The sequence below is a fragment of the Paenibacillus sp. 2KB_20 genome (assembly GCF_052115765.1).
Taxonomy (GTDB): domain Bacteria; phylum Bacillota; class Bacilli; order Paenibacillales; family Paenibacillaceae; genus Paenibacillus_AQ.
Map to the genome: position 1 here is coordinate 16,950 of NZ_JBFRHH010000022.1, position 24,810 is coordinate 41,759.

The window sequence follows — 24,810 nt, forward strand, 5'->3', positions numbered from 1 at the left end:
GTATGAACGAAAATTAAGGGAGGTCCAGTAAGATGATGAAAAAATGGTTGATTGTATTCACGGTATTATGTATGACATTGTTCTTGTGGGGATGCGGTAAATCGAACAATGCCGGCGGCGAAACCTCGGTTCTGGATGGAGGGGCAGGGGAAAGCGCCACAGAGCTGTCTTATTGGACGTTTGTTGAGCTGCACGGACAGCATTTTGAGAAAATGCTGGGCAAGTGGAATGCCGAGAATCCCGAACGCCAGATTAAACTAAACGTGACGGTCATGCCGTATGACGACATGCATAACAAATTATCCATTGCGGTTCAATCGGGGACTGGGGCACCCGACATTGCGGATATCGAGCTTGGGAAGTTTCCGAATTTTCTGTCCGGCACGCCGCAGCTGGAACCGCTCAATGATGTCATTGATCCATACCGGGACACCATCGTTAAATCCCGAATTGACCTATACAGCAAGGAAGATACGAATTACGGCATCCCGACCCATGTTGGCGCGTCCGTTGCCTTCTATAATACCGAGATTTTGGAGGAGGCTGGGGTTAACTATCAGGATATCGTAACTTGGGAGGATTTTAAGCAGGCAGGTATCCAGGTGTATGAAAAAACAGGCAAGTACATGGGAACAGCCGATACAAGCGCAGCCTGGCAAGCTTCCATGCTATTGGCACAGCAAGGCGCGGATCTGACAGACGATTCCGGCAATCCGATCGTGAACTCGGAAGCGATGGTGAAAGCCATGACGCTCCTCAAGGACCTGCAGGATAACAATGTCATAGCAACCATTGCCGGCGGCCAGCCGGATACCGAAGAAGCATATGGAGAGTTTAATGCAGGAAATTACGCTACGGCCTTCATGCCGCTGTGGCAAATGTCCAGATACACCAACTACATGTCAGACTTGTCCGGGAAAATAGCCATCGCGCCGATACCGGTCATTGAAGAAGGAATGCCAAGATCGGTTGGCGGCGGCGGCACCGGCACGGTTGTTACCAAGACCGCAAAAGACGTACAACTGGCGAAAGACTTTCTGGCATTCGCCAAGCTGTCCCTGGATGCCAATAAAGAGATTTGGAACACGCTTGGATTCGATCCGGTCAATATGGACGTTTGGGATATGAAAGATGTTACGCACAATGCCGAGAATCAGTTCGTCAAATATTTTGTTAATAACCCGTTTGATGTCTTGAATGAGATCCGAGATGAAATCCGGTTAATCAAATCGACCTCCGCATCGCCTACCATCAACAACGTCCTGTGTACAACAACCTTCAATGAGATTTTCGAGGATGGCAAAGACATTACTGAAGCTTTGAACGACGCCCAGAAACAAATCGAACAGGAATTGAAATGACACTCGCTTATAGGGTACCAAAACATAGAGCTGCTCATGGAATCGTTAATGGGCGGCTCTCATTAAAGGAGTAGAATCATGATTAAAAAATTTCTGTACTCGCAAAAGGTTGCTCCTTATGTGTTTGTTCTGCCGTTTATTCTGGTGTTCCTTATATTCTGGGTGCTGCCGCTGGGCAGCTCATTTGGCATGAGCTTTCAGAAGACGCAGCTGGGGCAGGAAGCAGATTGGATCGGTATGGCTAATTACGGAAAGCTGATGGGGGACGGCGTCTTTCTGAAGGCGGTCACGAACAGCGCGATTTACATGATCCTGACGCTCCTTATCCTGATTCCGTTTCCGATGCTGTTCGCGGTATTGATTAACAATAAGTTCATGTGGGGAAGAGAATTTTTTAAATCGTCCTTTTTCTTCCCGGCACTGACGTCGGTTGTTGTCGCAGGCACCATTTTTCGGCTGATGTTCGGCGAGATGGAAGGGTCGCTTATTAACAGTATATTGGGGTGGTTCGGGATCGACCCGGTGAAGTTTCTGAAGGGACAGGTTACCGGTTTTATTGCTCTGGTGGCACTTGCCACATGGCGGTGGACGGGCGTTAATATGCTCTATTTTTTATCCGGGCTCAAAAATATCCCGGGTGAATATTATGAGGCGGCATCCATCGACGGGGCCTCGGCCTTTCAGAAATTCACCAAAATCACGATGCCTTTGTTAAAGCCAACCACGATATATGTGTTAACGATCAGCATTTATGCGGGGCTTGCCATGTTTATAGAAAGCATGATGCTCTGGAACGGCAACAACTCTCCGAAAAACATCGGCCTCACGATTGTCGGTTATCTGTACCGTCAAGGCATTGAGAAGAACAATCTGGGTTATGCGGCCGCTGTAGGGATCGTGCTGCTGGCGATCACCATGATCATTAATCTGACGCAGCTGACGCTCTCCGGCATGTTCAAGAAGGAGGATTGAGAATGAGAAGAGAAACGCTGATCAAAATAATCCTCTTCATTTTGTTCTCCATACTGTGCTTTCTGATCCTGGTCCCTTTTTATGCCGTCACCATCGCTTCCTTTAAACCGGGCGAGGATTTGATCCGGTATGGGCTGAATTTGAAATTTGACCTGTCGGTGATGAGCCTGGACAATTTCAACTACCTGTTTACAGGCGATCATTCTTATTTTATGTGGTTTTTTAACTCCTTGCTCCTTACGGTGGTGCAGGTTACGTTAACCCTGCTGGTCAGCGCAACGGTTGCCTATGGGTTTGCAGCCTATGATTTCATCGGCAAAAATTTCCTGTTCATCTGCGTGCTTCTGATTATGATGGTTCCTTTTGAAATTCTTCTTCTTCCGTTATACTCCCTGACGTACAACCTTGGCCTTATGAATTCGTACTCGGCGATTGTGCTGCCGGGGATCGCAAGCGCGGCTACGATCTTTTTCTTCAGGCAGTATTTAAGAGGGGTTCCAAAAGAAATGATTGCGGCAGGGCGGGTGGACGGCGCGACGGAATACGGTATCTATGTACGGCTGATCTTGCCTGTGATGAAGCCATCCTTCGCTGCCATGGCGATCCTGAACGGCATGAACAGCTGGAACAACTTTCTGTGGCCGTTTATGGTACTCAGCGATGATGGCAAGTATACCCTTCCGATCGGATTGAAGACGCTCTTGACCCCTTACGGGAACAATTATGACTTATTGATTGTCGGCTCCTTCTTCTCGATCATTCCGATCTTTATTTTGTTCATGGCCTTCCAGAAGTATTTTATCGATGGGATGACGGCGGGGGCGGTGAAAGGATGATCACTCGATAGGAAGGGCCTGACCTTGCATGAGGCATCTCAAATCCTTTATGATACAATGAAACCTGCGTGTTTCATGTTTGATTTGATGAATGAGGTGACCGTATCGTGCATCCTGTAACTCGGGCTCTATTATGGATTGGCGGCGCTCTGATCGTGATCGGTCTGCTCTGGCCTGTCATTGGACGATTTGTCGGCCGGCTGCCGGGTGACATCGTGGTGGATAAACCCCATGTCAAAATTTATTTTCCGATCGTAACCTGCCTCGTCATCAGCGTGGTGGGCTCATTAATTCTGTTTCTGATCCAGCAGTTTCGTAAATAGCAGAGATATCATAAGAAAAACGTCTATCGACGTAATTTCTCGGAAGACAGACCGCGGTTAGGGGATGTTTTTCTTGCGATATCAGGAAGGCCTAAGCTTCGGAGTTTATACTTTCTGATAAAAAAACAGGCCGGCTAGGGCAAACCCTTAGCCGGCCTGTTTACATGGAAGAGAGAAACTTACTTCTGAATGATGGTAATCTCGGCATTCGGATCCAGGCTTCTCACGATGGATTTGAATCTGGGCATCTCCAGAATGTGAACCCGATAGATCAGCTGCGTTGAACCGATGGCTTCACCTTCATACATAGAGTCATCTTTAGGGTCAGCAGTTTGGGATTCATACCCCATGATGGCTTTCATGGTATGCTGGATTTCCACTTCGCTCACGCTGCGAATCCGGACCTCTCGTTTAAGCGGAAGGCTCGAAGTTGTAATACGTCCGGTCTCCAGTGCCATGAGACATGCGATCGCAGAGTACATCGCTCGTTCCCAGCCGAGAAGCAGCCCTGCCAATGTCAGTACGCATGTATTGACCATGATATGGATGTATGGCAGCTTCAAGCGGGTTAGCAGATGTGATATCTGCTGCGGAATCTTGGGCATTTGGAGTGAGTCCAGGACGACGCCGTAACGAAGGCCGAGACCGATGCCCAGCCCAAGGAAAATGCCGCCGATGCCTGCGCTCCCGATCTTGCTGTCGATGAGAGCGGGAACCGGAAAGAACAGGATCGAGCATACGGAAAAAGTAAGCAGCCCGACGGTGGCAATGACGGCTTTTTCCCGGTTGGCCCCACGGTAGACCAGCAGGAGCAGGGGCAGATTTAATGCAAACAGAAACATGCCTGTATGAAGTCCCGTCAGATGCGAGGCGAGCGCGGAAATTCCCGTTACGCCGCCCGCGATGATGCCGCCGGGAACAAGAAATAAATCCAAACCGAACGCCGCTATCAGGCCTCCGATGGCAGCCATGCTCATTCTTCTTCGTGTACTTGCCTTGCTTACGGTCTCTTGCGGACCGTTCGTTACCCGAACATGGGCTTGAACCATAGGCAATGTACCCTCCTTTATCCGCTTGCACTTTCATCCTTTAGCTTCGGTTTAACCGGTTTCTTCTCCTTATAGTCTTTAAATTTAATGATTTTGTTTAAGAAGTTATACACATGCTTGGACTCCTTGGTGAGCAGCGGTCCGAGAATAGCCAGTATCAGCACATACAAGGCTGCGAACGGCTGGATGAAGGTTGCAAGTCCGCCCGCTTTACCCATATTAGCGAGAATAATGGAGAATTCCCCGCGGGATACGATGGTCAGACCGATATTGGAGGATGCTTTGGAGGACAACCCTGCACTGCGTCCTGCAAGCATACCTGCAATAAAGTTTCCAAGGAGTGTGATGATAACGGCGATTAGCGATAACCACACAGCTCCGCCAAGCTCGGAAGGTACAATCGTTAAACCGAAGCTAAAGAAGAATATGGCTCCAAAGAAATCACGGAATGGTAATATCAAATGCTCAATGCGTTCACGATGCTCCGTCTCAGCCAGGACAAGCCCGACGAGCAGAGCGCCGATCGCCTCGGCAACATGAATCGTTTCGGCGAATCCTGCGAGCAGGAACAATGCGCCAAAAACAACCAAGGCAAACAATTCGTTCGACCGTATATTTAATACCTTATTCAGAAGCGGTACGGCTTTACGGCCAATAATAAGGACAAGCAGCATAAATCCAAGGGCGATTACCGCAGATATCAGTACTCCGCCCAGCGATGATGATCCGCTTAATACGAGGCCGGAGAGAATAGAGATATATACAGCCAGGAACACATCCTCGAACATGATAATACCGAGAATCATTTCAGTTTCGGGATTCGCCGTTCTTTTCAGGTCAACCAGCACCTTGGCTACGATAGCGCTTGAGGAGATGGTGGTAATTCCCGCAACAATGAGTGTTTCCGCGACCGGGAATCCGGAAAAGATCCCGATCATCAGTCCAAGCGTAAAGTTAATGGCAATATAGATGCTGCCACCAACTACGATGGACTTCCCTGATTTAATTAACCGGCCGACTGAGAATTCGAGGCCAAGATAGAACAGAAGGAACAGTACGCCGATGCGACCCATAAAGTCGATGAACGGAGCACTTTCTATAAAACGAAAATCGAATGATCCAAAATGAAAAGCATGAGGCCCTACCGCCATCCCAATCAGAATGTAGAAAGGGACGACGGAAAACCGGAGTTTAGCTGATAGCAACCCCGCCAGGGCGATCAGGAAAATCGCCAGTCCAACTTCTAAAACCAAATGATCCATTCATCAACCACGTCCGTTCATCAAGATTTGTTTAAATAGCCGCTGTTGTTGACGTTCACCAACGACAACGAGTGTCGAGTCCGGTGTGATGATAACGTCAGGTCCGGGATTGATTTGTTTACTGTTTTTATCAACTGTCGCAATGATGGTTGCACCTGAGGCTTGGCGCACGTCCAAATCACCAATCGATTTACCTGCCCCGTAATAGTGGGACTCGATGCGATACCACTCGATAATCAATTCGTCCAGCGCCATGTCGATTGTTTCCAGCGCTTTAGGTTTATAAGTGAGACCGCCAACGATGGCAGCAATTTGGCGAGCCTCATCATCGTCCAAGGAAATCATGGAGATGCTTTCGTCCGGATCGTCATGTTCATAATGGTACATTTCACGGCGGCCGTCGTCATGAATGATAATGACCAGTTTATCGCCACCGCGGGTATCAATTACGAATTTCTTGCCGATTCCGGGCAAATCTGTTTCACGAACATGCATAGGTTAAACTCCTCCTAAAAATACACTTTTAGTTTTTTTTGCAGACCGGTCACACGGATCTCAAAAATATACGCAGCCAAATAAAACAATCCATTCAGGGTGAAATTGTACAGTCTTTAATAAACCTACGTGCATACGTCAATTAGCACAGGTTGATTGTATGGTTGCCTGAGAGATGAAAAATTGGCGAATTTAAGAAACCGCAGTCAGTTTGAATGCGAAAAGGGGAGGAATCTAAACGAACTTCGATGTGTATTTAATGGGGAATAATAATAAAAGCCGGAGCCGAAGCGGAATGATCGGCCGATAGGGCAGACGTGTTTTGGGAGCCTGCAACATGAGAACGGCCGACATCAATAAGAACAGTGGCAAGGTATTGCCGGCTGCCTTAAGTTTGGAGAGAATCTGAGAGTGTTTCAGAACAGCTACTTTCAGATGAAGGTCGTGCTTATAAACATACCGCTCATCGTGGGTTTCGCTGCTGGAATACTCCTGGACGGGAATGTAAAGGGCAAATGCCGTAACCAGAACAAGTACCAGCATCCAAAGAATTTTTGCTGTTTTTAAGAAACGGTTCACGGTTACTCCCCCTTCGTCCCAAGCTTCTGTGTTAATCATAACATAAAAATAATCGTTCTCAAAATGAGAACGATAAATTATTTTTGAACACTTTTACAGATTGATTATATTTTTTACATTATATTGAAGCGAGACTTGTCTTACTTTTTGCGAAGTTTATCGTAATTTTCCGTATCGGGATCGATATCAACTTTCGATGTATCTTTATCTTCCAAAATGCCAAGAACCAGATCATCGAGCTTGTCGGTTGCGGCTTGATCCGGACGATCGGGCTCGGGAATAGGGTCTACGCCGGGGAACTGTCCGTCATATTCAGGTTTCTTTTTGCTCATTAGGGTCTCATTCCTTTCTGGAAATATTTTGGCACAAAAGGTTCCGTTATATGTAACGAATAAACGCGAGGGGTGAAAATGAAACCATGCAAGCGATCATCAGCATGACAATAATCATCCTTCTATGTAATGTATCTTTATATATTCATCTGCTATATAAGAAATATGCTAGAATGTATTGGAGGAATATTATACCAGGGGGTAATTTGAGTTATGAAGAAAAAAATGCTGTGCTGCAGCATCGCTTTATTGCTTGTGTCAGGATCGGTCGTTTCTGCTCATCCGGGAAGAACGGATGCCAATGGAGGGCATACCTGCCGCACCAATTGCGAACGCTGGGGTCTGTCTTATGGCGAGTATCATTATCATAACGGCGGAGGAAGCTCTTCAAGCGGAAAGTCGTCCTCATCCAAGCCTAAAGCCAAATCATCGAAGAATAGCACGACAAAATCCACTGCGCCGAAGCCGGCAGCCCCGGCTTATGCCAAGTCCGGTCTTAAAGTTTACGTTAACGGCAGCGTGGTGAAGTTTGACAGTGAGCCGTTGGTGTATAACAACATCAATCTGGTGCCACTGCGGGAAATCGCTGAAGGAATGGGAGCTGAGGTTAGCTGGAATCGTGAAGCGGCCAGTATTGGTGTACAAAGAGGCAATCACAAGATAACACTCACGATTGGCAGCAAAACCGTCTTTTACAACGGCAAATCGGAAACCGTTGCGGTCGCTCCTAAAGTGATCGACGGCGTGACGTACGTTCCGATTCAGGTGTTTGCAAGGGGCCTGGGTGCTGGCGTGAACTATACCGATCATGATAAAATTCTGAGAATCTCCTTATAGGAATAAAATAACAGCATCAAACGGGTGAACAGAGAGGGGAGAGCATACTTGAGTTTTTTTGATAAATTCAAGGCCGGTGTGTCTGACGCCGGAAATAAAGCCAAAACGCTGGTGGAGATCAATCGGTTAAAGCTGCAGAACAACGGTAAAAAAAGCGATATCGATGAACAGCTTCTGGAAATCGGCAAGGTTGTATTTGCTGCAACCGAAGCTGGGAAGTGGCCGCCTGATCAGGAGAGTATTCAAAGCTACGTGGACAAGATTCATCAATTGAATTTTGAAATCGACCAAAATCTGCTTCATATCGCCAATCTTACGGATGAGAAGGTATGCAGAGGCTGTGGGAACAGCTCCGCTATGAACGCCAAGTTCTGTGCCCATTGTGGCCGTACGTTCGAAGTGATTCAGGTGGAATCGGAAGGGCAGCGTAAAGAAATTTCCCTTCTGGAAGATGGCAGTGATCAAGAGGAGCCGAAATAGTGTGATTGGTCCAATTGTCCTCACTAGTCTAGGCGGGCCGATCGATTGGAACGGGATCTTATTCTCGCGTGCGTGTTGTGCCGAACAATAACACGAGCAATTAAAAGGACGTCATGGTCCTTGACTTCAGGATGAATGTTTTTACTAAAGATAGAGCCGCACCCTGGTTTGGGAATGACCGGGGGCGGCTCTTTTCTTTTTGTCCGGTGTGAAGGAAGCCGCAAATCATTACAGAATGATTATTAAGGTGATCTTACTCACCATAAAATCGTTATATAGTAATATTAGCTTACTTAGCTGGAGGGAGTGAGGACATATGCCGATGAACAAGGCCTGTAATGATGAGTTTTTTCAACATGGGAATCGAAGGGTGTCAAGGCTGCTAAAAGGTAACGTTCTATTGCTTCCCGTCTGTGTATTTCTGATGCTCCTTACTGCTGGATGTAACATTATGGATCCTTCGGAGGAGGACAATTCGCCGGAGAGTCAACCGAAGAGCGCATCCATCAGCATCGTTATTTCCAGTCTCGGGATGACATTCCCTGCCGGGATGGACGAGAATGACAATCCGTATCTGAATTACATTGAAGAGCGCACGGGGCTTGAGATTGGTGTTAATCTTCCGCCACCTGAAGTTTACAACGAGAAGTTGGATGTCATTATGTCCTCGGGCAACTTGCCGGATATGCTCCATACGTATGAACCGGTGTGGTTCGACAATTATGTCAAGCAAAAGGCATTTATGCCGCTGGATGAGTTAATCGACAAGTATGGTCCCCATCTAAAGGAGAAAATTCCGCCGGAGGTTTGGGATCGGGTTCGATATGGCGGGAAAATCTATGCGGTTCCAAGCTTGAATGAGGTGACTGGGGCAGAGCTGATGTATGTCCGAAAGGATTGGCTTGATCGGCTTGGCCTGGAGCCGCCCGAAACACTGGAGGAATATTACGAAGTCATCCGTGCCTTTACGCTCGATGATCCGGACGGCAACGGCGTGCAGGATACGATCGGCCTTACCCTGATGTCGAAGTTGGGCAGGTCTTCCCCGTTCTTCGGCGCCTTCGGGACGCAGCGGAATACTTGGTTTGAACGGGACGGTCGGCTGGTGAACGGAAGCATTCTGCCTGAAACGAAGGAGACCCTCGCGTTTTTTGCCAAACTGTATCAGGAGAATCTGCTCGATCGGGAGTTTCCTTTAAACCTGCAAAATAATCTGTTCGAAAAAATAGAAAATGGCACGGTGGGCCTGTTCTCCGCAGCATGGTACGACACGCGGGGGCCGATCGCGGCTAACATGAGCAAGGATCCGGAGGCTGTATGGATGCCGCTTCCGTATCCCACGGGACCGGACGGATTTAAAGGCGTGGAAGGCAAGGATATTATCCGCGGCTACAATGTCATTCCCGCCGAATCGGAGAAAGCAGCCGAAGTGATTAAGTTTCTGGACTTTATCGCCAGCGACTATAAGACGCTGAAGCTCGGCTTCGAGAACGAAATCTGGCGTTGGGAGGACGGGGCGATCGTTACGGATTTTGTGCTTCACGACAAGCATTTGTACCGTGGCATTTACCAGTCGCTTGTTGATGTGCCGGACCAATTGCTGTTTAAGGAGCGGCTTGATTCACTAGGCGATTTCAACCTATACAACAACTTGCAGATGATTCACTCACATATAACTCCGAATGCATTCTATGGCGTTCCCACACCTGCCATGACGAAGTACAGTAATAAGCTTAAAAATCTGGAGGATGTGTTTACGAAGATCATTATGGGGCTGGAACCGCTGGATGCCTTTGATGACTATGTGAAGAGGTGGAAGGAAGAAGGAGGAGATGAAATCACGAAGGAAGTGAATGAATGGTACTCCAAACAATGATGTCGGCCGCCAAAAAAGGGGGGACTCGAATGATGGCGTTGACTCGCTGGGTCCGGGATCGGTTTTCGCAAAATATTCAAACCCGCTTGACCGGTTATTTTCTGCTGATCCTGCTGCCATTGGTCATCATCAGCCTGTTTGCGGTGGAACGGTCCCGGGATATTCTCTATGAACAGGCTGTCGAGCGGACGGAGATGGCGCTTTCGTCAGCGATGAATCATTTTGATCTGGCGCTGCAAAACGTGGAGGAGATATCCACCTTGATTGCAAGCGACCCTGGAATGAATGAGCTGCTGAACAAAAACAGTACCAACTTCTCCCCTCAATCGATCGTGGATTTCTCGGATATATTGGAACAGTTATTGAATTCCGTTTCGGTGAACCGGTTTGTATCCCAAATTTCGGTGTATCATCAGGCGTCCAATAGGATTATCTCTACCCATTACGGCGGCAAAAAGCTGACGGGCGAGACGCAGCAGGAATGGCTTGTCGAAGCTGCCCGGAGGAACGGAACGGGGATTTCCTACGTCATGTCGGAAGCCCCTGTAGCGGAGGGAATCACGTTTGGACAGATGACGAATACGGACAGCGTCTCCTTGATTCGGGCCATGGACCTGTACAACAGCGAACGGCAGTCGAACCTGTTGGTGGTGTCTATTAACAAGAGCAAGCTGTTAAACATCATCAAGACGCTGCTTCCCTCCGAGAACAGCCGTATCGCCCTGTTGAACGAAAAGGGAGATGTGGTGGTGGAGACCGGCAGAATGTACGAGGAAAACATTTCTGACAAGGATATGACCGTAGCGATTGACTCGGATTACTCCGCATGGCGTCTCGCGTTGGTACAGCCGAAAAGTGAGCTGTACAAAGAGACTGATCAGCTGCGCCTGTTCACAGTTGCGATCATCGGGTTAAGCATCCTGCTGGCCATCATTATTTCATGGGTGGTGTACAGTGGAATTGCCTCACCTGTGTTGAAGTTGTCGCGCGGGATGAAGCGGCTCAGCAGCGGAGAACTGAATATTCATGTCGATACCAAGCGGAAGGACGAGTTCGGCTTTCTCATTCAGTCGTTTAACAAGATGGCCGTCGTACAGAAGCATCTGATCGAGGATCATTACGAGCAGCAGCTGCGATTAACGACGACGGAGCTCAAGTTTCTGCAATCCCAGATCAATCCGCATTTTCTATACAATACACTCGATTCGATATACTGGACGGCCAAAAACTACGATGCGGATGAGATCAGCGAGATGGTAATGAATCTGTCGAAGTTTTTCCGGTTGAGCCTGAACAAGGGCAGGCAGGTGTTTACGATTGAGGAGAGCATCACCCATCTGCACTACTATTTACGAATTCAGCAGCTTCGTTTCATGGACAATTTCACCGTGGATTATCACATTTCGGAAGAGAGCAAGCATGTCCCGCTCCTCAAGCTCCTTCTCCAGCCTTTGGTGGAGAATGCCATCATTCATGGCATGGAGGGTAAATCCTCAGGAGGGAGCCTGGTCATATCCAGCCGGATCGAAAAGGGGCAGACCGTGGTCATCAGCGTACAAGATAACGGGCCGGGGATTAGGGAAGAACGGCTCTGTTATATTCAGCATGAGCTGGAGATGATGGGTTCCCGCAGCGTGCCGGCATCTTCCCAGGATGAGGAGCATGTGAAGGATCTGTTCGGCCTTCGGAACGTGCTGAGCCGAATGAAGCTGTATTATGGCAGGGAAGCCCAGCTCACGGTTCACAGTGTCTCAGGGGAAGGCACAACCGTCACCATTTCCATTCCGCTGGATCGCTGCAAGGAAGTTAGCTTGAAGTAGGTACTCATATATTGATCGTTCGAAAGGGGAAGACCGCATGAATCTCATGATTGTGGAAGATGAACCCCGGCTGCGTAATGCACTAGCTTACAATATCCCGTGGGACAAGTATGGAATTGAAGTGGTTGGTATGGCGTCCAACGGTGTCGAAGCCCTTGAGCTTGTAAGCCGGAAGAAACCGGATATTATGCTGATCGATGTGCAGATGCCTGAAATGGATGGATTGACACTCCTTGGCGAGCTGCGAAGCCGGCAGGACATTAGCCGATTGACGAAAATGATCATTCTGAGCGGACATGATAACTTCGAATTCGCGCAGCTTGCGCTGGAATACGGGGTGTCCAAATATTTATTGAAGCCCGCCGGCGAGGAGGATATCCTCGAAGCGGTGCTTGAAGCGAGGCAGCAGCTTCGGGAAGATCTGGAGCAGTGGCAGCGCAAGGCTGCGTTGGAACAGAAATGGAAAGACAATCTTCCGCACCTGCAAAATCTATTTTTTATCCAATGGGTGAGCGGCAAATATACAAAGCAGGATGTTCTTAGCAAGAGCAAGGAATTATATATTCCGTTGAAGGAGGACGACCGCATCGCGGTAGCCGTGGTGGACCTGGACCCGCTGCCGGAGCATGAGACCCGGTTTCAGCGGGGGGATGTCGAGCTGCTGCAGTTTACGATGCAGTGCCTGGCTAAGGAGCTGTTGTCCCATCCCTCTCTCTGGATCACGTCGGATTCCGGCAGTATGCTACTGATGGTGTTGTTCGTGAAGGAAAATCAAGACGCCAAGGAGGCCATGCTGCGGCTGAATGCCGATGTATCCAAGCTGCTCTCCCAGACGAAGGAAGTGCTGAAGTTGACGGCAAGTGCCGGCATCTGTGCTTCGATCGGGGCGATTGAAGATATGAGCCTGCTGTATACGCAAGCCTGCCGGGCACTTCAGGACCGCGTCGTGTACGGACACGACCTCGCGATTCCTTACCGGGAGCAGCACAAGCGAGATATCCAGGGCGTGATCGTGCAGCAGAATCTGGAGAAGACGCTGGAGATCGCGCTTGAAACCGCGGACGAGACGAAAGCCCTGGAGGCGCTGAAGGGATTATGGGAAGAAGCCTTCTCCAGATCCGAATCCTCGGATGAATTCCATGAGGCGGTTCTATACATGAACAGCTTCTTTACCCGAATGATCCAGAAGCAGGGCTGGACGGTAAAAAAAGTCGTTGGCGAGGATATCGATTTCTTCCAAAACGTCAAGCTGCTGAGCACTAAAATGCAAACCTGGTCGCTCTTGGAGCGTACAGTGAAGCATATCGTTTCCTTTATGAGCGAACAGCGGAAAACGACGAGCCATCAGGTGGTGAAGGATATTCTGAACCTGCTTGAGGAGGAGATGGATCAGGAAATTACGCTGCATACGGTGGCGGACCGGCTTTATGTCAATTCTTCCTATCTTAGCCGGTTGTTCAAGCAGGAAATGGGGGTCGTCTTCTCCGCTTACGTCCTGGAACGCAAAATGGAGCGGGCCAAGTCGCTGCTGCAGGACGGTCTCAAGGTGTACGACGCCGCCCGGCTGGTCGGGTACCGCGATGTTAGTTATTTCACCAAGGTGTTTCGGAAGTATTGGGGTGTGAATCCGGGGGAATTTAAGGGATGAGCAGTGAGGTCGGCTGGGTTGTGAAGGCTTGAAAACCCATCGTTCTATGCCGCTCCGCGGTCGTATCGTTCCTCCAATCGCTGTTGTCGCCGAAATTCCTGGGATTATGATGACAGCGGAAGAATTTCGGCTCCAAAGGCGACCACTATCGTTTTTCCGGAATCGATACGTCCTCTCCGCTGGTCCGTGGGGGTCCAAACCAACCCAAAAGCCTCCCCCATGAGGGTGGGGGAGGGAGAGAGGGGAAAGCCGCTCCGCGGTCGTATCGTTCCTCCAATCGCTGTCGTCGCCGAATTTCCGGAATAACGATACAGCGGAAGAATTTCGGCTCCAAAGGCGACCACTATCGTTTTTCCGGAATCGATACGTCCTCTCCGCTGGTTCGCGTGGGTCAAACCACTCCAAAAGCCACTCCCCCTTGATTGGGGGAAGTAGAGGTGTGAGAGTCCGCTGTGCTGTCGTATCGTTCCTCCAATCGCTGTTGTCGCCGAATTTCCGGAATAACGATACAGAGGAAGAAATTAGACTCCCAAGGCGACCGCTACGCTTTTCCAGAATCGATTCGCCCTCTCCGCTGGTTCGCGTGGGTCAAACCACTCCAAAAGCCTCTCCCCCTTGATTGGGGGAAGTAGAGGTGTGAGAGTCCGCTGTGCGGTCGTATCGTTCCTCCAATCGCTGTTGTCGCCGAATTTCCGGAATAACGATACAGAGGAAGAAATTAGACTCCCAAGGCGACCGCTACGCTTTTCCAGAATCGATTCGCCCTCTCCGCTGGTTCGCGTGGGTCCAAACCAACCCAAAAGTCTCCCCCCCTTTGAGGTTGGGGGAGGGGGGGAACGCTGCGCAGCAGAGCGTGCGCAGTTACATAAACCAAACAAACGAGCCGTTCGGGGCATACATCCCGAACGGCTCGTTTGCTTTTACCCCCAGCCCCAACCATCTGCAGGGCGGAAGTAATCACCCGCGCAGAATGGTTGAGGCTATGGAGGCCAAGCTCGGCCCAGAGCAGAGGAGGCCTCGCTTGGCGACGAAGCACGGCATTGCCGTGCTTCGAATGCCAACTTCATTCTTAGATCAACTTCAACGGAGCAGGCGGAATTGTTCTGGAGAAGCGGCAGCGGTCCCCTTTATCCCCGGATTTCAACTCTGATTCATTTATTCAACAGAAATCCGGGGGTAACAGGGATCGTAAGAACAATCCGCATGCGGAGTGGTGAACCAACCTCTTTTTGGCAGTGTATGCTTTGAATTTCAGTTATGAATTTCGGTTGGCAGCGATTAGCCGATCGTGACAAGTTAACACCTCATGAAATACCCGTCGTAACCTCATGACATAATTACTGACGTCCATGCCCCAACACAACATCATATTACCATAAATAGTAATGATCCTCGCCTACTCAGTCGCTTCGGCGGGAATTACAATTTGTAGTAACCAAGGAGATTGAATCAATAGAAAGGGGGAGACGAGTCGATGAAACCCACGATAGAACCATCGCCGGCACCGTATAAAGAGATGAAGAAAAAACGAGGGTATTGGGGCCGTTTAGGGACGGACATATGGAAAGAGTGGGATCTTTATCTGCTGCTCGTACCGGGCATCTTGTTCATTTTACTGTTCAAATACACGCCGATGTACGGCATTACGATTGCATTTAAGGATTTCAACATATTCACCGGATTTGCCGACAGTCCGTGGGTGGGATGGAAGCATTTCGAGAAGCTGTTCACGTCGCCGGATTTTGCTCAGGTATTTAAAAATACGGTCATCATCAGCTTCCTGAAAATCGTGATCTTGTTTCCGCTCCCTATCATTATTGCACTGATGCTCAATGAGCTGAGGAATATGGTATTTAAACGAACGGTGCAAACCGTCATCTATCTTCCGCATTTCCTGTCTTGGGTCATTGTTGGCGGATTGTTTATCGATCTCCTCTCAACGAACGGAGGAATCGTCAACAAATTGCTGGTATCCCTGGGCATGGAGCAGATTGCGTTTTTCTTGGATAACAGCGTGTTCCGAGGCGTGCTGATCACCTCGGCAGGCTGGAAGGAAACGGGCTGGAGCACGATCGTATATTTGGCAGCGTTTACAATGATCGACCCGATGCTGTATGAAGCGGCGAAGATCGACGGGGCCGGACGATGGAAGCAGCTGTGGCACATTACGCTCCCGGGGATCGCCCCGATTATTGTCCTGATGTTCATCCTGCGTCTCGGGAACGTGCTGGAAGCGGGAACGGAACAGATTCTCGTCATGTACAATCCGGTCGTGTACCAGGTGTCGGATGTCATCGGAACCTATGTATACCGGCAGGGTCTCGGGAACCAGGATTACAGCTTCTCGACAGCGGTTGGTTTGTTCGAAGCCGTAATATCCTTCACATTGGTCATCATGGGCAATGCCATGAGCAGAAAATACTTACAGCGCGGAATCTGGTAAAGAAAGGGTGGCGCAAATGGATCACAAAAAAGCTTTGGAAGGAACAAACACCACCCGAGGTGTCATCCAAACGTCGTTTTCGGAAAAATGCTTCTCGGTATTCAATTATGCTTTTTTCATCTTGATGGGTTTAACGACCCTGCTTCCTTTCATGAACCTGATCGCGAAATCCTTGAGCAGCGAGGGAGCCGTCATATCGGGCCAGGTTGGACTGCTCCCGGTCGGGGTTCAATTCGAAACGTACAAGTATGTGCTGCAGGATTCCATGTTCTTGAATTCGCTCAAGGTATCCATTTTTCTGACGATCATCGGAACAGCTTGCAGTTTGTTTCTGACCACGCTGACAGCTTATCCGTTGTCCAAATACCGGCTGCGGGGACGAAAAGGGCTTCTGTTGATCTTCGTATTCACGATGCTCTTCAGCGGCGGACTGATTCCGACGTACCTCCTCATGCAGAATTTGAATCTGGTGAATTCCTTCCCGGTGTTATTCCTGCCGGCGATGGTGAACGTGTACAACATGCTCATCATTAAAAACTATTTCGAGGGGCTTCCGGATGAGCTGGAGGAGTCCGCCAAGCTGGACGGCGCGGGGAATATCCGCATCTTGGTCTCGGTCATTGTGCCGCTCTCGCTTCCCGTCATGGCAACGATCGGATTGTTCTTTGCGGTCGCTTTCTGGAATGACTATTTTGCGGCGATGATCTACATTACCGATCCGGCGATCAAGCCCATGCAGTTGTACCTGAAGGAACTGCTTGTTTCGTCCAGCGGGGACTTCCTGAAGGATAATGTCGACGCCGCGATTAACGCGACGCCGCAGTCCATACAAGCATCTTCGATCCTGCTGGCAACGATCCCGATTTTGCTGGTGTACCCATTCCTGCAAAAGTATTTTGTCAAAGGCGTGCTGGTAGGTTCGGTTAAAGGCTAGATTTCATCAGGTTTTCTGAAGAGATCAGAAAGTATAAACTTTGGAGGATCTGAAGCCTGATATCGCAAGAAAAACTACCGCTAATTATAATTTCCGGGGTCCCCGCAAAGTACCTGAATGGACTTCGGAGCAAGGCCCCACTTTGTGGGGTTATCTTATAAAGGTGGTGATGCGCTTCGTATTGCTCAGATGGCAGAATTCATTGAATTTCTCAATCACAAGGAGGGTTATCCATGATCAAGATTAAAAAATCCGCGGTGTTGGCCGGGATTCTCGGATTCACGCTGGCGCTATCCGGATGCGGCGGCGGGGGAGGCGGCACGACGGATACGCCGGCGGCTCAGCCATCGGACACACCGGCAAGCACCCCGAAAGACGACGGGAACAAAGACACAGCGTCTGAAAAACCGGGTCTGCGCATGATTATGCAATATGGATTGTTTGATCCGAAGACCGAATACGTGGCCAAGTACATCCAGGAAAGAACCGGATTCAATGTGGATTACGAACTGCTGCCGGCCGAAAACGCGGATGAGAAGCTGAACCTGCTCGTATCCAGCAAAGATAACTATGATTTGGTGAAATTGAATGCACCCCAGTTCTACAATCTGGCCTCTGCGGGAGCGCTCGAGCCAATCGATGAGCTGCTTGAGTCTCATGGAAATTATATTAAACAATCCATAAAACAAGAGTCCTTTGGCAGTGCAACGATCGATGGGAAGATCTTCGGTATTCCAGAGACGGGGGCTGGCGTAAGCATCGGCGAGGCGCTCGTCGTCAGACAAGACTGGATGGATGAGCTGGGTTTGTCCATGCCTACGAACACCGATGAACTTTACAATGTACTTAAAACGATTAAGGAAAAGAAGAATGTCATTCCGCTCACCATGAGCAAAGAGTCCACTTCCCTTTATGGCGATATTGCCACAACATTTGGCGTTTTGACCGATTGGAAAGAAGTCGATGGCAAGCTGGTTCATCGAGCTGAACAGCCCGAGATGAAAGAATATGTTGCTTATATGAATAAGCTGTATAAAGAAGGCTTGCTCGATACGGAGATGCCAATTAATACCGCACAGAAATCGATTGAGAAGTTCTCAGGCGGTAAAGCAGCGATGTATAAGCTGGCCTGGTGGAATGCCGGGACGACGATTGCTGCGCTAGAGAAGAACTTCCCGGAAGCCAAGACATCCGTCATTCCTTATCTGAAAGGCAAGGACGGCAAAGCCATGGTCGGGGTTAAAGCGAATACCACTTGGTATGTTGCTATTCTCAAATCCTCCAAGAATAAGGAAGCCGCTATGGATTTCCTCAACGCAAAAATGGAGCCTGAGACGTTTAAGGGCATCGCGCTGGGTAAAGAAGGTGTTCATCATGAAGTGAAGGACGGAAAGTACTATCCGATTCTGCCGATTTTCAATGATGAATTGAATAATGCAAGCAGTTTCCTGACAGGGGTAGACGAAGAGAAGTATCCGATTTACTGGCAAGCACGTGTACGTAAAGATCCTGTTCTTCAGGCGCATTTTGAAGAGTTCCAGAAAAATGCAGAAGGCATTATGGTTGTAGATCCGATGTCGACAGCACCGCCAATTGAAGCTGTATCCAAAAATCTGTTGAAATTGACGACCATGTTGGATGACAATGTGCTGCAATTCATTTCCGGAGCGAAGCCGATTGAATCTTACGATCAATTTCTGGCTCAATGGAGAGCCGATGGTGGAACCGATATGGTGAACGCAGCGAATGAATGGTTTCAGTCCACGAAGTAAATGATTCATTTGAAAAAGCAGTCTGCGCTGGCGGCTGCTTTTTTCAAAATTAAATAACAGAGGGGAGGTGTTGGTTGAATTTAAATGGCACCAAACGGTTCATTCTGAGTAAGAGAAGGGTGGTAATCATTGATGTATCGTTTATTTCGCAGGCGGATCGCACTGTTTCTCAGTCTGTCACTGATCGTGTCCCTCATCGTTCCGGTTGGTTCCTCCGCGTTCGCGGATAACGAAATTTCTCCGGCGCAAAGTGCGGGCACGGATCCCGTTACCTTGGTCTCCCAAGGCGGAGAGATTCTGGAGTTCACGGATATCAACGTAGCAGGCGACACAGTGGAAGGGAAAAATGATTACTTGGCGCTGTACACAAGCGGGGTAGCGGTCACGGGTTCCGTATATACCGATGAGGTATGGGTGCCTACGCTTCATGTCGCGGTCTCCGTGGATGCGGGCGGCATCGTGCAGAATGTGGTTGGACCGGACAGTGATCCTCCGACTGCCTGGCATCCGGGTACGCTGCTTCCGATTCCAGCCGGTGGTTATGTTGTAGTGGCTGGCGGCACCAATGCGTGGGATCAATCCGTTTTTCAGAAACCTCTCTTCAATCATAACAAAGCGGGAGATTCGGTTAAGCTGATGCGGGCGGGCGGAGAAGTGACTGCGGGTGATTTCCTGCCGGATTCGCCGGGTCCGGGGCCGGATCCGCTGCCACCCGAGCTGCATCTGATTACGCAAACGGATACGACCGTGGATATTCCGGTCATTGAGATTGCAGGTTTTGTGGCGAACTATGCCGCTGATCAGGATTTAAGCGTAACCGTTAATGGCGATAAGACCGCACTAACGGCAGATGGCGTGTTTCGGATCAATGTTTATTTGGAACCGGGCCTGAATACGGTTGCGGTAAAGCTGTACAAGGGAGATGGCGAACTGGCAGTTCATACACTGAACATCGTGTACGAACCAATTGAGAATCAGGATTATATTGAAGTCGAAGCGGCGCCGAAGGATATTACGATCGACATTGAAGGCCCGCGCAAGAAGCTGGACTATGTCGACAAAGATGTTACGGGCGTGCCGAACATCGTGGCGATTTTTACAAGGGATTACGGCAGCTCCATCACGATTCCCCAGACCAATGTCGCCGTGCAGGTGGATGTCAACAACCGCGTTTTACGGGTGGTCAATCCTTCGATCAACGGGAAGCCGCCCGTATGGACCGGGCCAACCGAGCTTGAAATCCCCGAAGGCGGTTATGTGCTGATGGCACAGGACAACAGCTACGCAGGCAATAACATCAAGCGCTATTTGGCCGAGAATTTTAAGGTCGGGGACATGATCAAGCTGCGCAAGAACGGGGAAGTGGTGCAGGTGCGCGACATCATGAGCGGCAATGGCCTCATTGCACGGCTTACGCTGGATAATCAGACGATGTATACCGTAACGGAAGGCAGCACCACGATCACGGGGCGCATCGACAACATGGACGACATTACCGCGATCCAACTTCTTGTGAACGGTAACGAGGTGCCTTTTGATGCGGAGGGAACCTTTACCCATAACTACACCTTAACAAACGGCACCAATTATATCGAAGTCAAAGTGTTGAAAAATGACATTGAGCAGGATGTGCGTCATCTTGCGGTGTTTGCAAGACCTGACTTTTCCCCGGATAAAGAAGTCATTCTATGGGTGGACCAGGCTTCCAATGCCAGAAAGTTTAAAACGAGCGAGGATGTTTTGGCATTCTTGCAAAAAGCCAAGGAATCGGGGGTTACCTCGGTCGCATTTGATGTGAAAGGCGTTGAAGGTTATGTCTCGTACAAGAAGAACGATTTGACGGGCAGACCTTATGTCAGCGAGATCAAGGCACCCGAAAAAGCGGGCGCAAGTCCGGATCTGGACTTATTGCAGGAGTTCATTGACCACGGTCATGCGCTGGGATTAGAGATTCATGCGGCGATTAACGTGTTTGCCGAAGGATCGATTGCCCACAACGAGTATGCGGTTCTGAACGATCATCTCGATTGGGAGGAACGTGTATATTTCGCGGAGAACAATGGCGAGATCAAACGTCTACGTGAAAGTAAAAAGCAGGGCTTGGTAGCCTTCGTCAATCCGTCCAATGACGAGGTTCGCAATTATCAGCTTCGAACATTTGAGGAGATTATTAAGAATTACGATGTGGACGGCGTTGTCCATGACCGGAGCCGATATGACAACGAAGGGGCCGATTTCAGCGACGAAACTCGCGTGAAGTTCGAGCAGTTTTTGCAGGCACGGAACAAGCAGCTTGTCAATTGGCCGGACGATATCTTCTACTATGAAAACAATGTTCGGGTATACGGTCCGCTGATTCAGGACTGGTGGGAATTCCGCTCGGGCACGATTCAGAGCTTCTTCGGCGAAGTGAAGGCGCTGGTAGATTCTTATGAAGTTTCAACAGGCAGAAAGATCGAGGTATCCTCCTATGTTGGATCCTGGTATGAAACGTATTATTTGAACGGCGTGAACTGGGGCAGCAAGAACTTCCGGTTCGATCCCGCACTCGGCATGCCGGACGAATCGGTGTATACACCGGAATATTATCAAACCGGGTATATCGAGTATTTGGATTTTCTGATGATTGGGGCATATCAAACCACCAGTCAGGAAATTCAGAAATATATTACGCTCGGCAATATCGTAACGAACGGGGAAATTCCCCTGTATGCAGGCATTGCCATGAACAATGTGCAGGCACCTGCCGTTCAGCGCGAAGTGTTCCAGGCGGGGCTGAAGTCCACGAACGGACTGATGCTGTTTGACGCATCCCAGGTCAACTGGCCGATCGCGGCGGCGGCTCTCCAAGATAAGGAGTGGGTGAAGGATTACCAGCTCGGCATGAGCTTGCCGGGAAGTCCGGATTCGTTCCTTGAAGGCAATTTCTATAATATCAACCGGATCGAGGGAAACGTTAATGTAATGACGGAAGCCTTCGGTTACTCTACGGGCACGAACCGCTTTGGAGTGGAAGTGGTGGTGGACAATACGGGCCACGTGACCCGCGTGGTCAACCGGAATCAAGCGATCAACTGGAGCTGGGGAGCGCCGGAAGAGAATAACAGCGTTATTCCGCAGGGAGGCTTCGTCATTTCCACCCTGGACCCGTCAGGCACGAGAACGCTGCGTCAGCTCGTTGCCAATGCCTACAATACCGGGGATCAGGTTCGTTCAGCCGTATTAAGCGGGCTGATGGACGACGAGGGCAAAGAGACACGCGACAGCCAGCTTGCGCTGAAAGGGCTTGTCGAAGTTCTCGGACCCGGCAACGCGACCGTCAAGGTGAACGGTGCTGATGCGACTCTGTCGGCCAACGGTGAATTTGCAGCCCACGTTCCGCTGCAAACAGGCGTCAATTCGATCACAGTGGACGTGTTCGTTGACGAATTCAAAACGAACAGTAAAACGTTTGAGGTTATCCGGACCTCTACCGGAGATGGCGGATCCAATCCGGGGACTCCGGGCGGCGGCTCCGGTTCTTCCGGTGGAGGATCGACAACTCCACCTCCTAAACCATCAGAGCCCGAGCGGTTGAGCATCAAGAAAGAGACAGCACCTGGAGGAGGCGGGACGGTCATCGTAGCGGATGCGAGCGAGAAGGGTATGCTCGGCGACGTAGAACGGCTCAGCAAACTGCCCGCGGCTTCACGCGTGCTTACGTATTCCGTGGCCGACGCTTCGGATGCCGTCGTTCTTCACTTGCCGGTGCAGGGGCTGAGCGCTGCGGTGAAGGACCTGCCGGGGGGCTCCATCGTGCTGGAATCCTCCCTGGGCCGATTGGAAATTCCGCTGCATTCGCTTACGGAAGCTTTAAAACAACGGGGTACAGCGGAAAGTCTGCAAATTCGCATCGGTTTAGCTTCGAAAGAAGATGAGGATCGGGTGAACGCAGCGTTGGAGGCAGGAGCCTCCAAACTGGATACAGCGCTTGCCATTACCTTGGCCTGGAAACAGGGTGACAAGTTATCGGAACTGCCTGCACTGAAGGGAGCTTATGCGAAGTTTACCAAGTCCCTGTCCAGTATCGTCAGTCCATCCCAAACGACGGTGCTGCGATTGGATTCAGCATCCGGCAAGCTGGTCTTCGTACCGGCGCTCATTCGCACGTCGAACGGCGAATCCCAAGCGGAGTTTAAGTGGAGGGAGAGCGGGGTTTATTCCGTAGTTTCCCATGCGAAGACGTTTGAGGATTTAAGCAGCCATTGGGCTCGCGAGGACGTTTCGCTGCTGGCCTCAAAACAATTGATCGAGGGATTAAGTGATACGCGTTTTGGTCCAAACGAGGCGATCACGAGAGCCCAGTTCACGGCGATGCTCGTCCGTGCGCTCGGTTTGAAGGATCAGGGAGTTCATGCGAGCTTCCAGGATGTGAAGGCAAACGATTGGTATGCAGCCGCTGTCGCTACGGCTGTGGAGCATGGGCTGATCGAAGGCTTCAGTAATGGTACGTTCCGTCCGAACGAGGAGATTACCCGTGAGCAGATGAGTGTCTTACTGCTCCGTGCACTGAAGCTTGCTGGTACGGATCTGGAGACAGGAGATCCGGATTCCATCTTAGAAGGGTTCAAGGATCGCGACCGCATTGCATCCTGGTCCGAAGAGGCCGTATCGGCCATCGTCAAATCAGGGTTGATGGAGGGACGTTCTTCTGATCGGTTCGTTTCGGAAGCCCATTCTACCCGGGCCGAAGGCGCGGTCGTATTAACCAGAATGCTGCAGATGGCAGAATTCATTAACCGTTAAAGCCAAAGACCCGTTCGATAGTATCGAACGGGTCTTTGGCATACATAAGGCTTTTGAAGTAATATATGTTTTATCGCACGGGAAAATTTTTCGAATAACCCACGAATAAGGAGTATCCTCAAAGCAGCTTTAGGACCCATCTTGGGATGTAGAGGATAACATCAAAAAAGAGAGTAGTATATATAAGCAAGCAAGTGTGAATTTTGGAGTTCCCAGCAGAAGAAGGCGTGATTAAAATGAAATAGAAGTTCAGGAGGTAGTGAAATGAGTAGAGATTGGCATAAGGATATGGAGTATTGCAATAGGTTAGATGACAAAGGGCAGAGTTTTATTTCGCCGGAGGCTTTGAAATACTGGCTCCAGCAAGCAGCAGAAGAGAAAAAACGTGCAGATGAACTCGGTAAAGCAGTTGAAGAAGCCATCGAAATTTGTGAGCAGATGGAGAACTCAGATGACCCCTTAGAGCTCCTTGAACAAGTGCTGATTAAATTGCAATTGGTGGCGTCCTTCCAAGGGAGGAAAAAGCATACTACATAATTGTTAGCAATTGATAAAAACATTGACCCTATATCCTTGGTCGGGGTGGGGGTATATGGTAATATTTCACTGTAGGCAGTTATACCATAAGGGGATTTTAAGGGATGGTGTGATGGGCGGTCAGGTTACGGTCCCCGAATCTGCGTATGTATCGTTTATTATTCGTTTACCTGCCGTATTTATTGAAAGGATATATAGCTTGAAAAACGGTTAAGGGAGGCTGAAATGGGACAAGAGAATGAAATACAAGAGCTTAAAGATCGATTGAATGCAGTGGAGCAGCAGTTGGAGAAGAGATCAAGGGGGTTCAAAGCGCTTCGAACAGGCGTAATCATTATACTCGTTATTTATCTGCTTATGACACTTATTGGGATAATTCAATTTGTAAGCAATGGTTAAAGGCTGCCTATAGGGCGGTCTTTTTCTTTTTCTAAAATTAATCAAGCTTGCGGATTGGGCAGCTCCTGAG

At 49.5% G+C, this 24,810-nt stretch carries 21 protein-coding genes; 15 read left to right on the forward strand and 6 right to left on the reverse strand.

Annotated features, from left to right (window positions below):
• Positions 1-32 precede the first annotated feature (32 nt).
• The 4 genes from AB4124_RS32100 (at position 33) to AB4124_RS32115 (ending at position 3,492) form a co-directional block, all read left to right on the forward strand.
• Complete coding sequence (locus AB4124_RS32100; protein WP_441975291.1) at positions 33-1,361, forward strand: ABC transporter substrate-binding protein; 1,329 nt, start codon at positions 33-35, stop codon at positions 1,359-1,361.
• 78 nt (positions 1,362-1,439) lie between these two features.
• Complete coding sequence (locus AB4124_RS32105; RefSeq protein ID WP_379416077.1) at positions 1,440-2,333, forward strand: carbohydrate ABC transporter permease; 894 nt, start codon at positions 1,440-1,442, stop codon at positions 2,331-2,333.
• Between the two features lie 2 nt (positions 2,334-2,335).
• On the forward strand, positions 2,336-3,169 hold the full coding sequence (locus AB4124_RS32110) for a carbohydrate ABC transporter permease (protein WP_339271848.1): 834 nt from the start codon (positions 2,336-2,338) through the stop codon (positions 3,167-3,169).
• Positions 3,170-3,276: 107 nt separating this feature from the next.
• The gene (locus tag AB4124_RS32115) at positions 3,277-3,492 is read left to right on the forward strand and encodes a DUF2905 domain-containing protein (protein ID WP_071223055.1); all 216 of its coding nucleotides are present in this window, start codon (positions 3,277-3,279) and stop codon (positions 3,490-3,492) included.
• A gap of 179 nt (positions 3,493-3,671) precedes the next feature.
• Here AB4124_RS32115 and AB4124_RS32120 read toward each other — a convergent pair whose 3' ends face one another.
• From AB4124_RS32120 to AB4124_RS32140, 5 genes are all read right to left on the reverse strand, one after another.
• Positions 3,672-4,541 (reverse strand): YitT family protein, encoded by an 870-nt coding sequence (locus tag AB4124_RS32120; RefSeq protein WP_441975292.1) that lies wholly within the window; start codon positions 4,539-4,541, stop codon positions 3,672-3,674.
• 17 nt (positions 4,542-4,558) lie between these two features.
• Positions 4,559-5,803, reverse strand: a complete 1,245-nt coding sequence (locus AB4124_RS32125; protein ID WP_098742636.1) for a cation:proton antiporter — start codon at positions 5,801-5,803, stop codon at positions 4,559-4,561.
• Positions 5,804-5,806: 3 nt separating this feature from the next.
• Positions 5,807-6,298 (reverse strand): cation:proton antiporter regulatory subunit, encoded by a 492-nt coding sequence (locus tag AB4124_RS32130; protein ID WP_076320505.1) that lies wholly within the window; start codon positions 6,296-6,298, stop codon positions 5,807-5,809.
• A gap of 234 nt (positions 6,299-6,532) precedes the next feature.
• Positions 6,533-6,877, reverse strand: coding sequence for a hypothetical protein (locus tag AB4124_RS32135; RefSeq protein WP_339271849.1), 345 nt, complete (start codon positions 6,875-6,877; stop codon positions 6,533-6,535).
• Between the two features lie 140 nt (positions 6,878-7,017).
• Positions 7,018-7,209, reverse strand: coding sequence for a hypothetical protein (locus AB4124_RS32140; RefSeq protein WP_076320507.1), 192 nt, complete (start codon positions 7,207-7,209; stop codon positions 7,018-7,020).
• 213 nt (positions 7,210-7,422) lie between these two features.
• Here AB4124_RS32140 and AB4124_RS32145 point away from each other — a divergent pair, with 213 nt between their 5' ends.
• From AB4124_RS32145 to AB4124_RS32165, 5 genes are all read left to right on the forward strand, one after another.
• Positions 7,423-8,046: a stalk domain-containing protein gene (locus tag AB4124_RS32145; protein ID WP_076320508.1), complete on the forward strand. Its 624-nt coding sequence runs from the start codon at positions 7,423-7,425 to the stop codon at positions 8,044-8,046.
• Between the two features lie 48 nt (positions 8,047-8,094).
• Entirely contained in the window at positions 8,095-8,526 is a 432-nt protein-coding gene (locus tag AB4124_RS32150; RefSeq protein WP_441975293.1) for a zinc ribbon domain-containing protein, read from the forward strand.
• A 316-nt stretch (positions 8,527-8,842) separates the two neighbouring features.
• The gene (locus AB4124_RS32155) at positions 8,843-10,402 is read left to right on the forward strand and encodes an extracellular solute-binding protein (RefSeq protein ID WP_441975294.1); all 1,560 of its coding nucleotides are present in this window, start codon (positions 8,843-8,845) and stop codon (positions 10,400-10,402) included.
• On the forward strand, positions 10,384-12,222 hold the full coding sequence (locus AB4124_RS32160) for a sensor histidine kinase (RefSeq protein ID WP_441975295.1): 1,839 nt from the start codon (positions 10,384-10,386) through the stop codon (positions 12,220-12,222). Before AB4124_RS32155 ends, AB4124_RS32160 begins: the two co-directional genes overlap by 19 nt.
• Positions 12,223-12,259: 37 nt before the next feature.
• Entirely contained in the window at positions 12,260-13,870 is a 1,611-nt protein-coding gene (locus AB4124_RS32165) for a response regulator transcription factor (RefSeq protein ID WP_441975296.1), read from the forward strand.
• A gap of 521 nt (positions 13,871-14,391) precedes the next feature.
• Here AB4124_RS32165 and AB4124_RS32170 read toward each other — a convergent pair.
• On the reverse strand, positions 14,392-14,670 hold the full coding sequence (locus AB4124_RS32170; protein ID WP_441975297.1) for a hypothetical protein: 279 nt from the start codon (positions 14,668-14,670) through the stop codon (positions 14,392-14,394).
• Between the two features lie 674 nt (positions 14,671-15,344).
• On the opposite strand from AB4124_RS32170, the gene AB4124_RS32175 reads away from it, so the two are divergent.
• From AB4124_RS32175 to AB4124_RS32200, 6 genes are all read left to right on the forward strand, one after another.
• A complete protein-coding gene (locus AB4124_RS32175) occupies positions 15,345-16,313 on the forward strand; it encodes an ABC transporter permease (protein ID WP_430201238.1) in 969 nt (322 codons plus the stop codon).
• 16 nt (positions 16,314-16,329) lie between these two features.
• On the forward strand, positions 16,330-17,247 hold the full coding sequence (locus AB4124_RS32180; protein WP_076320516.1) for a carbohydrate ABC transporter permease: 918 nt from the start codon (positions 16,330-16,332) through the stop codon (positions 17,245-17,247).
• A gap of 233 nt (positions 17,248-17,480) precedes the next feature.
• Positions 17,481-19,019: an extracellular solute-binding protein gene (locus AB4124_RS32185; protein ID WP_441975298.1), complete on the forward strand. Its 1,539-nt coding sequence runs from the start codon at positions 17,481-17,483 to the stop codon at positions 19,017-19,019.
• 132 nt (positions 19,020-19,151) lie between these two features.
• The gene (locus tag AB4124_RS32190) at positions 19,152-23,804 is read left to right on the forward strand and encodes an S-layer homology domain-containing protein (protein ID WP_441975299.1); all 4,653 of its coding nucleotides are present in this window, start codon (positions 19,152-19,154) and stop codon (positions 23,802-23,804) included.
• A 264-nt stretch (positions 23,805-24,068) separates the two neighbouring features.
• Positions 24,069-24,341 carry a hypothetical protein gene (locus AB4124_RS32195; RefSeq protein ID WP_441975300.1) on the forward strand — a complete coding sequence of 91 codons (273 nt, stop codon included), beginning with the start codon at positions 24,069-24,071 and terminating at the stop codon, positions 24,339-24,341.
• Between the two features lie 225 nt (positions 24,342-24,566).
• The gene (locus tag AB4124_RS32200) at positions 24,567-24,740 is read left to right on the forward strand and encodes a hypothetical protein (protein ID WP_441975301.1); all 174 of its coding nucleotides are present in this window, start codon (positions 24,567-24,569) and stop codon (positions 24,738-24,740) included.
• Positions 24,741-24,810: the final 70 nt, after the last annotated feature.